Here is a 15615-nt window from a genome sequence, read left to right as displayed (position 1 = left end):
ATCGATTTCAACTTAAAACAAGCCGTTGTCATCCTTTCTGACAACGGCTTGTTTCTATTATAGACCATAAAATTCACGGTACAGTTCCTCCAAGTTCCTTTTAATCGGATTCACCGAATGGATACGCACACCATTTTTCAGCAGCCACTGAAGATAGGTTTCAATCGCAAATGTTGCATCTGTAATGAGCAGATTCTCGTTTGTTTGGAAAGGCAGATGACTCTTTTTCATTATTTGTGAAAGATCACCATCACAGGAATACTTAATTTCGTATTGTACTTCCTTATTTGACTGCAACGGATCCGTATAAAGCTTCCCTTCTTTAAGAAACCAGATTGCCTCCGTCAAATCCTCCAGTAAATCCAGATTATGCGTCGAAATGACAATGCTGATTCCTTTAGCATGGAGCACCTCTATCAATTGTTTTAATTCAATAATGCTCGTCGGATCCAGTCCATTAAAAGGTTCATCCATTAAAATAATGAGCGGCTTTGTCAATATACTTAACGCGATCAGCAAGTGTTGACGCATCCCGTATGAATAGGATTTGACGGGCTGATGCACATATGAGCGGATGCCGATCAACTCGATGACTTCTTCTATTTCTTGCTGCGGTATATGGTAAATGTTCGCTACAAACGACAGATGATCATAGCCGGTTAATTGCATATATAAGTAATTATCACTTGGCAAGAAAGAAATATATTTGAAAAATTCAGGGTTGGTGTTGGGAATATTATTAATGTGGACAGAGCCCTTGTTTATTTCTTCCAAGCCTAAAACCGAGCGCATTAATGTTGATTTCCCTGCCCCATTCGGTCCTACAATGCCTATTATTTCACTGGTACCGATAGAAAACGTAATCTTATCCAGGACTTGTTTACTTTTGTATTTCATTTCAAGTCCATTCACCTGCAATACCATTATGATGTCACCTTCCTTTTAAATAGAAGCCCCATGCCGAACAATACGGTTCCGCTGATTAGTAAAATGACCGTACCTGTCAAAAAATTCATTTTTCCGTTGTTCGCCTCAATCGATTTCCAGCCATCTACAATATTCCATGTATCAAAATATACAAACGGATTATACAAACTAATTGCGAGTTCAATATAATGGTTCCCGGCAAAGTACCCGGCAATGACAAGTATGAATGTAACGATAATCGCTGCATAATGATTTTTCAACAATTTCCCGACAAAGCTGAACAAGCTATTTAAGAAGAATAGCTGCATGAATACAAGCACAACACTTTTAACGAGCAGCGATGTCAAACTTTCAAAATAAAAATAGGCATTATTCGCTGTTGAAAAGAAATAGTGCTCCTCCAGCCGTTCTGTTGCATATACCAGGATCGGATAATCCGTCTCGCCTACACCGCCAATAAATGTGGCGATCAGAAAAATAATAGTACCCGTAATGAGCACCAAACTACTGGCAATCGCTAAATTATAAACCCATTTCGATATATAAATAGAAGTAAATCGAACCGGCTTTGTCGCTAAAAAGTTCATCGACGGATTCGCTCGGTATTCATCGGCCATCGTTGTCCATAACAACAGTACAAATAAGGCCAGGACGAACAGCATCATGTTCCATTCAAAGAACCTGTACATTGCAAAAGAGCTGCTGTCTCCGTATTTTGTATTTTGTTCCTGGAACAGTTTTAAACGTTCATAATGTTCCTGGTCTAAAGCCTGACTCGGATTATCAAAATTAGATACCCATTTATGTCCAAGCGGCCACGGGGTTATTCTTCTGTCATCCAGTAGTATTTCCTGCTCTTCCGATGCCATGTCGGTCAACGTCCAAAGCGTATTATCGCTTTCTCTGTAAGAACCTGGCTCAAATGAGTTCATCACATCCCGAAATGTCTCGGAAAATACAGGAGAATGAATATCAGCCTTGAGATGTTCCAACGCCTCAAATCGCATTTCTAATTGTTTGATCATAGACTGGTAAGGATTTTGATCAAGTATTTCCAGCTCTTCACCCGTTTCCTCAGCCATCCGCCGTTGCAATTCCTGCTCCATTTCAAATTCATCTGCGACGAGTCTCCAATGTGCTTGATCCTGGATAATCGTATTTTGGGAACGCTCGATTATTTTCAGTGCATTGTCAGGAAATGTTTGGAACTGCTCATTCACCACAATGACCGTACCGCCAAATATTCCGAACAGCATAAGTACGATCAAAAAAATATGACCTTTCCGCTTCTTCTTTAGATGCTCAAATTGTAATAATTTAAATTTCCTGTTTGGTCGATACTGTTTTTTGGATGCTGTATATTCAGGAATTCCAAAACTGACACTTTTCATATTAATGACAGCATAAGTAATACCTGTACCGATCACTCCTAGAACTAACATGATGATTAAATAAGTGACAAAACGATTCGGATCCAGTAATAGCTGGTCATATGAAACAATCAAATGAATCGGATTATATATTTGAAACCCGGTTTTCAAAGAAATCATATAGCTGAATAAAACCGGTAAACTAATCAGCGAAAACAATAATCCTAATTTCGCCTGCTGTTTAATCAGGCAAGTAAACAGCAGCAATAACATCGCACTGAAAATCCCCCAGCCAATCGGAATAAACACAAGCCATTTCCATATTGGGACTAAAATAGTTTCGGAATTCAATGCCACTTCAACAGGATAGTAAATTGTGTTGAGATTCCCTGTTATTAATGGCGGTAGTAACGATACAACGCATATGATGACGATATAACTCAAGACGACCATCAATAAGGGTATCAAGTATCCTAAATAAATCGCTGTATTGGACAATGAATTGATTTTAAAGAAATCGAATGTCCGATTTTCCCGGTCAAATATATATTTATAGCAAAAAACCAATAATAGAAGAAAAGCTGTAACCGGACTGAATAAAATCTGGAATAATTGTTTTGTAAACAAGGCCGTTTTAAATGGAGTATCTTGTTCCGTATAGGCCAACTGATGATCCGCAAGTGTTTCCGCCTTCTCTCTTTCAACTGCCACTGTATGTTCTCCGAGATATGGGATTGCTTTAAATGCTATGTAGTTTTCATATTCGTTTAAATAGGCAAGCTGCTCGTTGACAATCTGTAAATCATTCTCGTCTAATTTCTTTAAAATACCGTTTATATATTGCTCTTTTAATAGGAGGCTCTCCAATGATTGCTGTTCTTCCGGAGTGAGACCTATAACCCGTTCTTTAGTTAGTGTGCTCGTAATCAACAAATGTACTGTATCTTTTCGGTTGTTGAACGTTTCCTGCAGTTCCTGCTTGGTAGCTTCTGGTTGCGTACTATTAATAACGAGCATCGCCCCGACAAAAACGAAAATCGCAACAGGTAATATAAAAATATAGTTGCTTTTTAACCAGCCTTTTATGAGAAAACGGATCACTTCATTCATCATTCACCCTCCTTCCCCTGTTAAGATGCTGAAAATAGAAATTCCTCTTTGAGCAGATTTGCCAAAAAACGGAGGGCTCATCCTAGTCAAAGAGGATATTGGAAAATTATCAGATTCAGTTTTTACACATTACTCATGGTCTGCGTTACTTAGCGGTGCATATGGTCCTGTTTTAAGCGTGCCTGAAAAGAAGGAATAGCCCGGCTTTCCTACAGCATAGCCGCGATTATACAAATAACCAGAATACGTTTTACCGTTCTTGGTAACCGTCACCCACATCGATTGGGTCGTTGTATATGGCACTTCTTTTGAATACCAGAGTGTATCGGATGTTACAGAAGCTTCAGGCGTCAAACTTTCAGCTGCTTGGATACTTGAAATATTTACGGATACACTTAAAGAAATTGCTGTTAATAAACTTAAACTTAACAATTTAAATTTTTTCATCATTGATTCCTCCTAGTTCCTATTCCAAAGCCTGATTGCTATATATGAATTTCTAAATCCTTAACTTATCCTCCACCAGTTCCAATAATCCACAGTTCTAAAGTTGTGATTAATAAATCTACCATATCGTCCCCTCCTTTGTATTAATTTTACAAACTATACGACGAAAAGTGTATAATATGCCTAAAAGAATAATTTAGGTGATGAAATGAATAATTACGGGCAAGTTATAAAAGAAATCAGGGTCGGTAAAGGCTATTCACAACAATATGTCAGCGAAAAAATATGCTCACAGGGCAATTACTCGAAGTTCGAAAAAGGAGAAAACAGAGAAATTAAATTTTCGATTTTGAAGGAATTTTTAGGTCGGCTCGAAATGTCCTACGAGGAATTTGAATACATAAGCAACAATTATGAAATGCATGACCGGCAAAGGATCATGAAGAAGTTTTACAATCAAACATATAATTCCGAAAATGCCCTGCTCCGAATGATTGAAGAGTGCACTGCTTATTTAGAGCACAATCCGAATGACAATCTGATCAGGAATATCCGAACAGTAATGGAAGGCATGCTCGTTTTGGCGAGGTCCAGTGATTTTTTACTGGCTTCCGAAACTTTATCTCCTATATGGAAAGATCTCTCGCAACGAAATACATTGTACTTAGCTGATATTTATTTGCTCAATGCCATTTTATTTGTATTTCCGGTTTCAACCGCGACCAAAATAAAAGAATTCGCTTTTCGCCATATTGACAAATACAACGGGTTCCAAAATATTAATAAGTTAAAAATAAATTTTCTGATCAATTTGTCGCTTATTAATATAAAGGGAAAAGACTATGAAACCGCACTGGAACTTTTGAATGATGCTAGCAGTAAATGTAAAGCAGAGCAGCTTTTTATCAACTTGTCGATCTGTTATGTGAGAAAGGGTGTCTGCCTAAATAATCTACAAGGAACGGATGAAGGTTTTATTGAAAAGGGATTAACGCTACTTCAACATCTAGAACAAGCAGAACTGGTGAAAATGCTGGAGAAGGAAATAAAAAATAATATAATCGTTAAATAATAGAAAGCAAATTAAAAAGGGCAGCCCAGTAAATTCGGCTGCCCTCCTGTATTTATTTTTTATTCGGTAAGTTCATTTTACGCTCCAATATTTTAATGCGGTATTTATAAATCGCATAAATTACTGCAAGAATAATAATGATGATGACAAACGGCTGCAAGTACTGTTTAAACAGATTTCCTGCCTGCTCCCAGTTTTCCCCTAGCTGAATGCCTAAATAAACATAAAGCGCGGTAATCGGAAACATTGCTAAAAATGTGTAGATTGTAAACTTCCATACATTCATTTTTGTCATCCCGCATGGTACCGAGATTGCCGTACGGACGATTGGCATAAAGCGACCGAAAAATGCGACACCCGCGCCATATTTTGCGAAAAACTTGTCCGATGCATTCACTTGCTTTTCATTGATCAAGAAGAATTTCCCGTATTTCAGGACAATTGGTCGGCCACCATAACGTCCTACCGCATATAATGTCAACGGTCCGATCGTTCCGCCTACCGTTCCGGCAAGCACCATTAACCAATAGCTATATTCCCCTTGAGCAATCCAAAACCCGGCCATTGGTAATATGACTTCTGCTGGAATAAACTCAAAGCAGAGTGCCAACAGTACACCAAAATAGCCAAACCCTTTAAAAAACTCAATCATCGAGAGAATGATTGTATCTAACAACAAAAACAACTCCAATCATTTGCAATATCCAAAGTTAAAATCGGTCAACCCGATTTCCACTCCAAAGTCCACTTCTACATTCACTTAGCATACAAAAACTTTGACCGTTTCACAATAGGAATTGCGAAAACTTGCCGTTAATATGTATGTTCTTCCTTAGAATAGAACGTCCTCTCCCCGCAAATGTTGCCTTATCCGCAAAACTTTTAATTTTATAGCAGTGTATGTCTATGCAAAAACCGATATGTCAGAGCATTTTTTGCATGGTCTCTTCCTTATATGTGCACATATAAAAAACAAACAGGCGAAACCATATGTATGCTGGAATCACCTGTTCTACTAGTTAAATTAATGCTTTTAAAGCACGAATAAATTCATAAATAAAGTAGCAGCCAAACCCGAACAATAATATGCCTGCAATAATGGAAGTCCACTTAATCATCGATCGGTTCATGACTTTCCTTGTAAGTGAAACAATTGTTAAAAGCCCAATATCATGCAGTAATATACCTGATAATATGCCTAGTGCAACAATCAAAAACTGATTGACCCCTTTTCCTGTATAAGAGTCGGCCAAAACGGCTCCAAATACAGAAATCCAGAAAACAAGATTCCCTGGCGAAACCGCAACTAATAAACCATTCCGGTATGTTGATAAAAAGGATCTATTCGCTTTCTCACCTGCTAACGCAATATCTTTATCTGCATTTTTAATTGAATCGAAAGCCAAAACAAACAAAAAAGCAGCTCCGATTAACCAAAGTGGAAGCTGAATAAAAGCCAGCGATAAAAATTTAGCCACCCCAAAATACAAAGCAATGATTAAAGCAAGATCTATTGTCATTCCGCCAAGCCCTACTGCCCAACCGTGCATAAACCCATTTTTTAAACCCTGTTTCGTCATTTCGACCGTAATGGCACCAACCGGCATTGCAATGGCAAGGCCAATCATGACATACGCAAAATATAAACTCATTCGATCACGTCTTCCAAGAAAAATTCCTTCTTACGTCCGTTTTATAAATATAATTATATTTGAATATTTATAAATCTTCAATTACCTTTTAAATTCACCTAATGAATTCCAGTATTGATTTATTTCCGGAAATCTATTATGATGGCAGTAATTCATGAGAAGGAGGGATTTTTCTATGTTTTTTATTCGTTTACGCTAAGCTGGCAATAAAAAAGCAAACCCATTAGAGATGGGCTTTTTTGTCATGCTTGTAAACGGAGAAACCATAGGGATACCTCTTTGAACGGGAGATTTCTATATTTTTTCGGAGCAGGCATACATATGTCTGCTTTTTTATTGCGTTTTAGGCTCATTTTACAAAATGGAGGGCTAAAACTATGCAGATGCTACTATTCTTTTAATACGGGCGGATTACACAAACCGCTCGTATCGATAGCTATCGGTACGAAATTTTAAATTTCGGAGGTAGCGATAATGGAAAACTTAAGCTTTGAACTGAAAAATATACACGTACAATTTTTGGATAAGGAAATACTTACAATCCCGCAACTGGCCATTTATCAATTTGACCGCATCGGGATTGTCGGTAAAAACGGTGCCGGTAAAAGTACGTTATTAAAATTATTAACCGGTCAGCTCATTCCACAACAAGGGAATGTAAACGCACATGCTGATTATTATTATTTTGAACAAACATCCCCTGCCGTTACACAGGACAATATTGATATCGCGCTTGCCCATAAGTTAAAGGCAGTTGATCCACATAGCGGTGGTGAACAAACACGGTTAAAGATATCTCAGGCATTCAGCCATTACTACGAGGCAATGCTTCTAGATGAACCGACAACGCATTTAGATCAGGATGGCATCCAATTTTTGCAGGAGCAACTCCGCTATTATTACGGAGCAGTCGTCATAGTCAGTCATGATCGAATCTTGCTGGATAGTATCGTTACGACAATCTGGGAAGTGAGTGACGGGCATGTTTCGGTATATAGCGGGAATTACTCCGATTATGCAGCGCAAAAAGAACGGGAAAAACAGGAGCAAACAACTGCCCATGAAAAATATGTTCGTGAGAAGACACATTTGGAGAAGGCTGTTGCTGAAAAAATGAAAAAGGCCGAAAAAATTACCGAGGCCAAGAAGATGTCAAAAAAAGAAACAAAGGCAAAAGCGAATCGAATGTTTGAAACAAAATCGAAAGGAACGAGCCAAAAGTCGGTTTACCGTTCTGCTAAAGCAATGGAAAAACGGATCGAACAGCTGCCTGTTGTCGAAAAAGTAAAAGAGGATGTGCCACTTCACTTCAAACAATCGAAAGCACTGGAACTTCATAACAAAGTGCCGATTATGATGCAGGATCTTACATTAAAAATCGGAGAAAAGATATTATTGAATCAATGCCGGCTTCAAGTTCGCCTGCAGGAAAAGATCGCTATAACAGGACCAAACGGCAGTGGAAAATCAACATTGCTGCAGGCGATTATCGAAAAGCATTCCAATATAGATATCTCACCGAAAGTAAAAATCGGTCATTTTTCACAGCTTGCCTATCAAAACTTACCGGATGATACTATCTGGAGTTTTATAAAAACAAGAAGTGAATACAGTGATTCATTTATCCGCACTGTTTTGCATCAAATGCAGTTTGAACAGAATGATTTACAAAAACGGATTACTGTTTTAAGCGGCGGTGAAAGGATTCGGTTGCTATTAAGTGAACTGTTTTTGGGTCAGTATAATATTCTCTTGCTTGATGAACCGACAAACTTCCTAGATATAGCTGCAAAAGAGGCTTTGGCAAACTTTATCCGAGCCTATGACGGCACCGTTCTTTTTGTTTCCCATGATGACTATTTTGTTAAGCAAGTGGCTACAAGAATTATAGAAATAAAAGATAAAGCATTAACTGAAATATGATTTTACAGCTCATTACGAGAGATACATTTCTTTCATTTCCAGCCGATGTGCACTAAAATGATTTCATATGGTAATGATAGTAAGAAAAGGAAACGAGCCATTTACTATTTGGAGGTGATCACATGGAAATAGGTATTTCGACTTTTGCAGAAACTACACCGGATGCTTTAACCGGTGAAACAGTGACTCATGCCGAGCGGCTGCGACAAATCGTCGAAGAAATTAAGCTGGCGGATGCGGTAGGACTGGATGTGTATGGGGTCGGTGAACATCACCGAAAGGACTATGCTGCATCAGTTCCTTCTGTCGTGCTCGCGGCAGCTGCAATGCAAACACAACAGATTCGGCTGACGAGTGCTGTAACAGTACTCTCATCAGATGATCCGGTACGTGTCTTCCAGCAATTCGCGACACTTGACGGACTATCGAACGGCCGCGCCGAAATTATGGCTGGCCGAGGGTCTTTCATTGAATCGTTCCCGCTGTTCGGCAACGACTTGACTGATTATGATGCGCTTTTTGAAGAAAAACTCGATCTATTATTGAATCTTCAGGAAAATGAGATTGTGTCATCAACTGGCCAATTCCGTCCGTCGATTCCAGGACGCGGCATCTACCCGCGCCCGGTTCAGGAGAAATTGCCGATATGGGTTGCGAGCGGCGGTACACCACAATCTGCAATCCGTGCTGCAACATTGGGTTTGCCATTAACATTAGCGATTATCGGTGGCAGTCCCCTCTATTTTGCGCGCATCGTTCAACTTTATTATGATGTGGCGAAAAAGGCGGGTCATGACATTTCGAAGCTGCGTGTTGCTTCCCATTCACATGGCTTTATTGCGGATACGACAGAACTTGCAGCGGAGCAGTTTTTCCCGTCAACAGCAGCGGCTATGACAAAACTGGGCCGCGAGCGTGGATGGGCTCCGTATACCCGCGAAGCATTTGATGACGCCCGCAGCTTGGAAGGCGCTCTCTATGTAGGCGATGTTGATACGGTTGCGAAGAAAATCATCTATCTTTACGAACATGTCGGCATTTCAAGATTTTTCTTACACGTGCCAGTCGGTTCCATGCCGCATGATCAAGTATTGCATGCCATCGACCTGTTAGGTACGAAAGTTGCACCAATTGTCCGTGAGGAAGTAGCAAAATTAAAAAATAGATAAGAATGATAGTTTATGGGCTGTGCAGTATTTTGCTGCATAGCCTATTTTTTATGACCTTTAATTCTCCTCTTTCCCCAAACTTTCCGACTATATTAACTAGAATAATAACGAAATCGCTTAAAATTCTGAAAATTATTGCAATTAGAAATTTAATAAACTACAATTACATGAATTCAACAGAAAGCTGAGGTTACATCATCATGGGAGTTTTACAGAAGATAGGAAAGTTTGCAGGAAATACATTTGCGATTTGGGTACTCGTTGCCGCTGGTTTAGCGATTTGGATACCTGAATATTTCACATGGATCGGCAGTTACATCACCATATTATTAGGAATTGTCATGTTTGGAATGGGGATGACACTAAAATTAGATGATTTCAAATTAATTCTTCAATATCCGAAAGGTGTTATTATCGGAATCGTTTCCCAGTTTGTCATTATGCCTTTACTTGCATTTGCGTTAGCAAAAGTTTTCAATTTACCACCTGAAATTGCGGTTGGGGTTATATTAGTAGGTTGTTGTCCAGGGGGTACGTCATCAAACGTAATGACATTCCTCGCAAAAGGAAATACGGCATTATCTGTTACGATTACATCATGTACAACATTATTGGCACCGTTTGTAACACCTGCACTAATCTACTTATTAGCAAGCGAATGGTTACCAGTTTCATTTATGGCCATGTTTATGTCAGTAATTAAAGTTGTGTTAATTCCGATTATTTTAGGAATTCTTGCTCAGTTCTTATTTAGACCGATTGTAGAAAAAAGTGTTGATATTCTTCCAACAGTATCAGTTGTGGCAATCGTGATGATCGTTGCTGCGGTAGTAAGCGGAAGCCGCGATAAAATTTTGGAAACAGGATTGATCATTTTTGCCATTGTTATTTTACATAATGGTTTAGGATACTTATTAGGATTTTTAGTAGCGAAATTATTTAAACTGAAATACGATGATCAAAAAGCAGTTTCGATTGAAGTCGGGATGCAGAATTCAGGCTTAGGAGCGCAATTGGCGATGGCACACTTCGACCCAGTCTCAGCGGTTCCTAGTGCGATCTTCAGTTTCTGGCATAATATTTCCGGACCGATTCTAGCAACCTATTGGGGTTCAAAAGCGAATAAGAAGGAAAATAGTAAATAGATTTTACGCAAAAAAAACGGTACGAAGCTTTACATTCGTACCGCTTTTTTTCATAGTTAATTTCCTTCTGTATAAACTAAGATTTTTCATTAAGTCAACTTGGTTACAAAAAATATCCCATTGCCGTTCTTATAGCAATGGGATATTTTTTATTGGACAATAAGCACTTTTACATCCTTATTAATAGTTATTAACCTGATATTCATTCATTTTATGGGCTAAACGAATCGTCACTTGAGCTAATTGTGCATATGTGACTTCACTCGTCGGGTTCAGCTGATTGTTTTCAGCTTCTAATAATCCCATTGCATATGCCAGTGCCACGTGACCACGTAATGCCTTATCCACTAGTGCTGCATCACTATATTTCAATTCATATATATCACTAAGTTGTGCAGGTTTATTCAGTTTCAGTGTACCGATTACCCATCTTGCCAGCTCCTGATTAGTAAGGGCTGTCTTAGGATTGAATGTTTTGGCAGAGGCATCAAGCATTCCCATTTGTAGTGCACGTGCGACAAATGCATATGAGGCATCGTCCGGCTTAACATCCGTAAATGATTGGTCCGCCGTTTCGGACTCATTGTAACTTGAGCTATAATACATGTATGTTACCGATTTCAGTAAAACCTTCAGTGCTTCTTCTTTAGTGATAGGGGCATCTGGGTTAAACTTTTCATCTACTTCTAAAATACCCGCATGAATTAAATAATTTAATTCTTCGGCAGCTTTTGGATGTTCGATTTTCGGCTTGTCCGAATTGGCCATTCCATAAGGATCTAACCATTCACCTGTTTTGGCATCAATGCCCGCGGACAACCCTTCTTTGAAGATTGGCTGGTATGCCAGACTGTAATGCTGCTCATTCCCCACTTTTGCATGATTCACATATTGCAGCTTCAGTTTCAACTCATCTTTCAATATTTTTGTTGCTTCCTGTTCAGATAAAATATCCGTTGCTGCCGGCCACTCCAAATCACCAAAATCGCTCATATACAAGCTCACTAAAGCACCTGTTTTGGCATCAACACCTACCGATATATTGTCTCCTGCCACTGATAGGCCGTTCACAATACGCGGGAACGTAAAGTTATAACTGTTATTGTAAGTTTCGTGGTAGCCGTCATTTACAGGCAATGCATATTTGTGAGCAGATGAAGGTATCCATTCTTTCACAAGAGCGATTGCTTTATCCAAGGCCTGTTTTTGTGTTAACTTCACTTCCGCCTCGCTGTCATCAGTGTCCACTTCAAGATTGCTTTTAATATCGCTGTAATGAATGAATTCCCCTGTCGCTTTATCAATTGTCAGCACAGTTCCTGTTCCACCATTCCGATAGTTATACATATATTGAATGTTGAATACTTCTTTACCAGTCTCGGATGTTGTTTCATCAACTGCTCCAATCTCCAGTTGAACACCTTTTATATCTGTTGCAAGCAATTTCTCAGCCAATGCCCGTGCCTGCGCTGCTGTCATATTTGGATGTTTTGCCGTTAATGGCGCAGATACAATTGGTGTAATAGATTTAGCAGACAATGTTGAAGAGAGCCCGTCCACAGTTAACCATTCCCCTGTTTGCGCATGGATACCTGAAGTTACCTGGCTGCTTGGTTCATATACAAGCTTTACTCTGTGATTCCCTGTTGAATAATCCGGTACAATTGTGTAAGACAACTGTGCTTTTAAAGCATCCTGTATGCGGTTCGTAATGATAGATTCATCTTGTTTTTTCGATGAATCATCATACGTAAAATCTTTTTTTGGAGGGGTTGTTCTATAAAATGATGACACTGTGCCATCCCCTAACACACGAATATTAATAGTCTGATCTGAAATTGGAATACCCGAATTTTTCTTCTCATACATAAATGAGTATTCAACAGGCTGCGTTAAAATAGAAGGTGAGTAATAATTTTGTGAACTTGGCACTAGCTCATACCCTTCGCCTTTATTGAACCTCCCCATAAAAATATCCGCTGCTTTTTGCGCTTCCTCTCTAGAATATTTCGCCGGGAACAATACATCCTTTCTGTTTGCCGGTTGATAGTAGAATTGTTCTAGCTCTAACGTTTCTCCCACAAAAACAAAACTTCCATATTCATATTGGTCATTAATATTTTTCGAGAAATTAAGTTCGTAACGCACCTCAGCGTCTGTAGGACGGGAAAAACCTGCCCCAGTATGAAAATCTTTTTCTGATACATTTGAGAACTCATTTGGAAATAGTTCTCTAAAACGCTTCATTAGATCTTCTTTTGTTATCGTTGTATTTGTTTGTGCAACTTGGATCGGCAATCTTTCCATATGTTCATTTCCTACTGTTGAAGCACTTGCAATAGGTGCTAATAATCCAACAGACAGTGCTGTGGCAGTTAATATGGCACCCGCCTTTTTAAAAGTTACCACTCTTCATCCCCCTATCTCTTTTTCTTATAATATCTGTTTACACTTACATATTACGGAATATAAACACAAAAGGTTTCATATTTGTATAAATTTAACTGTAAATAATGAATGAAAGCCAATTAGCCATCTACCTAAATGTACTACAGTAACATATAAAATCGAATCCTCCCTTTTCCCTCTTTCTGAAAATATTAACAGTTATTGTCATCTTTATCTCGAATTATTCCTAAAAGAATAATAAAACACCTATTTTGACCGATAGTATCGTCTAGCGAGGCTTCTCTACTTTTAAACAACAGCATATTTCCACTTCAATCAAGAAGACATGACCAATTTTTTAAAAATACGTTTCACTAAGCACTTAATACCCGTCGCCACACGGTTTATTCCATGTAGTATCAACACCTGACTGCCTATTCCATTCCGATTTTTAAATTCATTTTCGAAATTGTTTGACAATATTCACAAGGTTGTTTATTATGTATATAAGTTTACTAGGTATTAGCGCTGACTAGACAACTAGAGGCACATACTGGCATTTGAAAATGCCAGTATGTGCCTCTTTTTTTTATGAATAAGGAGGGAAATAATGACAAAACATGCGTTAAACATTCAAACATTAAACAAAATATTCACAACGAACACAGAACAAGTAATTGCTTTGAAAGATGTAAATTTACAAATTAAGCAAGGTGAATTCATTACAGTTATAGGACCTAGCGGATGCGGAAAAAGTACGTTACTTAAAATTATTGCAGGTCTCGATACAACGTATAAAGGCAGTGTTGAGTTAGACAACAAACCAATTAAGGGACCCAGTTTAGAGAAAGGTTTTATTTTTCAGGAACCACGCCTTTTCCCTTGGCTAACAGTGGAAAAAAACATCGCAGGTGACCAATCCTTAAAAAACCCTGCTGTTCGTCAAAAAGTAAATGAATTAATTCAACTTGTAAGGCTTGAGGGATTTGAAACGGCCTATCCGAAACAGCTTTCGGGTGGTATGGCACAGCGCGTGTCCATTGCGCGTGCACTGTTAAGAAACCCAAAGGTATTGCTGCTCGATGAACCATTTGGTGCACTCGATGCATTCACACGTTCACATATGCAGGAAGTACTGCTCGATATTTGGACGAAGAACAAAACAACAATGATTTTTGTAACGCATGATTTGGATGAGGCCGTGTTCCTCGGACAACGGGTTGTCATTATGAATCCGCGACCTGGACATATTAAAGCCATTTTGCCTATTGAGCTTTCTTTTCCGAGAAAGCGGTCATCCATTTCCTTCCAGGAGATGCGTCGCAATGTACTGAACGAATTTGAAAAAGTGGAAGACGAATCCTACACAGTTGGTGCAGGAATTTAAAAGGAGAGAATTTTTATGAAAAAACAGTTATTAACATTTTTAGTAGTAGCTTTCACCTTCCTGTTGGCAGCGTGCGCAAGTGATGAATCTTCAAAAACAACAAAAGCATCCTCAAGTAGTAATGATGTAGTCGTTCGAATCGGTGTTCAAGGTAGTGGCGGCCTGTTTGGAAAGGCACAAGAAGATCAATTATTTGAAGAGGCATTTGCCTCGTACGGTGCAACGGTAGAATGGGTGGAATTCCAAAGCGGCCCTCCGATGACAGAAGCAATTGCCTCGAACAAATTGGATTTTGCCGGACTTGGCAATATGCCTGTCATTACAGCACAAGCGGCCAATATTCCATTTAAGATTATTTCTCAAACACTGGAAGGAAAGAAAAACGTAGGTGTTATTGTCCAGTCATCAAGCGGCATTACTTCGTTGGAAGAGCTGAAAGGTAAAAAAATCGCCGTCGGTAAAGGTACGAATGCCTATGATTTTATTTTACGAAGCTTTGATAAACAAAATATCAATGCAGATGAAGTGGAGTTAATCAATTTAAACCCTGATGAAGCACAAGCCGCATTTGATTCAGGGGGTGTGGATGCATGGGCAATTTGGGAACCTTACTTAACAATTAATACACTTTCCGAAAAAGGAACAATCATAGCAGACGGAGAAACAGTCGGTCTTCTCTCCCCTTCATACACGATTGCACGGTCAAAATTTGCTGAAGAACATCCTGAACTCGTTGTAACTTATTTAAAAACAGTAAATGAACTTTTGGCATGGGAAACAGCAAACGAAGACGAGGCAGTGGAACGCTATGCGAAAGAACGTAACCTACCAGTAACGTTGATGGAGCAAACAAGGCAACGGTCAAAAAGTATAAATATTTTAGTAGAGGATGCAATTATTGAGGAACACCAAAAAACGGCAGATTTCCAGTATGAACTTGGGACCATTCGTCAAAAAGTCGATGTTTCCGAAGTATTCGACAATCGCTTTTATAAGGAAGCCGTTAAATAATTCTTTTGAGGAGG

At 38.9% G+C, this 15615-nt stretch carries 12 protein-coding genes; 6 read left to right on the top strand and 6 right to left on the bottom strand.

Annotated elements, in window-relative coordinates:
- Positions 1–57 precede the first annotated feature (57 nt).
- From MKZ25_RS07505 to MKZ25_RS07495, 3 genes are all read right to left on the bottom strand, one after another.
- Entirely contained in the window at positions 58–924 is an 867-nt protein-coding gene (locus MKZ25_RS07505; protein WP_340800957.1) for an ABC transporter ATP-binding protein, read from the bottom strand.
- Positions 924–3407, bottom strand: coding sequence for a hypothetical protein (locus MKZ25_RS07500; protein ID WP_340800956.1), 2484 nt, complete (start codon positions 3405–3407; stop codon positions 924–926). Before MKZ25_RS07500 ends, MKZ25_RS07505 begins: the two co-directional genes overlap by 1 nt.
- 129 nt (positions 3408–3536) lie before the next feature.
- Complete coding sequence (locus tag MKZ25_RS07495) at positions 3537–3854, bottom strand: hypothetical protein (protein ID WP_340800955.1); 318 nt, start codon at positions 3852–3854, stop codon at positions 3537–3539.
- 208 nt (positions 3855–4062) lie between these two features.
- Between MKZ25_RS07495 and MKZ25_RS07490 the strand changes: the two genes are divergently transcribed.
- On the top strand, positions 4063–4926 hold the full coding sequence (locus MKZ25_RS07490; RefSeq protein ID WP_340800954.1) for a helix-turn-helix domain-containing protein: 864 nt from the start codon (positions 4063–4065) through the stop codon (positions 4924–4926).
- A 52-nt stretch (positions 4927–4978) separates the two neighbouring features.
- Here the strand turns inward: MKZ25_RS07490 and MKZ25_RS07485 are convergent, their stop codons facing one another.
- Positions 4979–5602 carry a DedA family protein gene (locus MKZ25_RS07485; RefSeq protein WP_340800953.1) on the bottom strand — a complete coding sequence of 208 codons (624 nt, stop codon included), beginning with the start codon at positions 5600–5602 and terminating at the stop codon, positions 4979–4981.
- A 343-nt stretch (positions 5603–5945) separates the two neighbouring features.
- The gene (locus MKZ25_RS07480) at positions 5946–6578 is read right to left on the bottom strand and encodes a LysE family transporter (protein WP_340800952.1); all 633 of its coding nucleotides are present in this window, start codon (positions 6576–6578) and stop codon (positions 5946–5948) included.
- 474 nt (positions 6579–7052) lie between these two features.
- Between MKZ25_RS07480 and abc-f the strand changes: the two genes are divergently transcribed.
- The 3 genes from abc-f (at position 7053) to MKZ25_RS07465 (ending at position 10815) form a co-directional block, all read left to right on the top strand.
- Entirely contained in the window at positions 7053–8501 is a 1449-nt protein-coding gene (abc-f, locus tag MKZ25_RS07475; protein WP_340800951.1) for a ribosomal protection-like ABC-F family protein, read from the top strand.
- A 122-nt stretch (positions 8502–8623) separates the two neighbouring features.
- A complete protein-coding gene (locus MKZ25_RS07470) occupies positions 8624–9670 on the top strand; it encodes an LLM class flavin-dependent oxidoreductase (protein ID WP_340800950.1) in 1047 nt (348 codons plus the stop codon).
- 200 nt (positions 9671–9870) lie between these two features.
- Positions 9871–10815 (top strand): bile acid:sodium symporter family protein, encoded by a 945-nt coding sequence (locus tag MKZ25_RS07465; protein ID WP_340800949.1) that lies wholly within the window; start codon positions 9871–9873, stop codon positions 10813–10815.
- Positions 10816–10995: 180 nt separating this feature from the next.
- On the opposite strand, the gene MKZ25_RS07460 is transcribed toward MKZ25_RS07465, so the two are convergent.
- Positions 10996–13224, bottom strand: a complete 2229-nt coding sequence (locus MKZ25_RS07460) for an S-layer homology domain-containing protein (protein ID WP_340800948.1) — start codon at positions 13222–13224, stop codon at positions 10996–10998.
- A 589-nt stretch (positions 13225–13813) separates the two neighbouring features.
- On the opposite strand from MKZ25_RS07460, the gene MKZ25_RS07455 reads away from it, so the two are divergent.
- The gene (locus tag MKZ25_RS07455) at positions 13814–14590 is read left to right on the top strand and encodes an ABC transporter ATP-binding protein (RefSeq protein WP_340800947.1); all 777 of its coding nucleotides are present in this window, start codon (positions 13814–13816) and stop codon (positions 14588–14590) included.
- A 15-nt stretch (positions 14591–14605) separates the two neighbouring features.
- The gene (locus tag MKZ25_RS07450; RefSeq protein WP_340800946.1) at positions 14606–15601 is read left to right on the top strand and encodes an aliphatic sulfonate ABC transporter substrate-binding protein; all 996 of its coding nucleotides are present in this window, start codon (positions 14606–14608) and stop codon (positions 15599–15601) included.
- Positions 15602–15615 lie beyond the last annotated feature (14 nt).

The sequence above is a fragment of the Solibacillus sp. FSL W7-1464 genome (assembly GCF_038004425.1).
Classification (GTDB): Bacteria; Bacillota; Bacilli; order Bacillales_A; family Planococcaceae; genus Solibacillus.
Note: the sequence above shows the minus strand (reverse complement) of the source record. Positions and strands in the feature narration are given on the sequence as shown.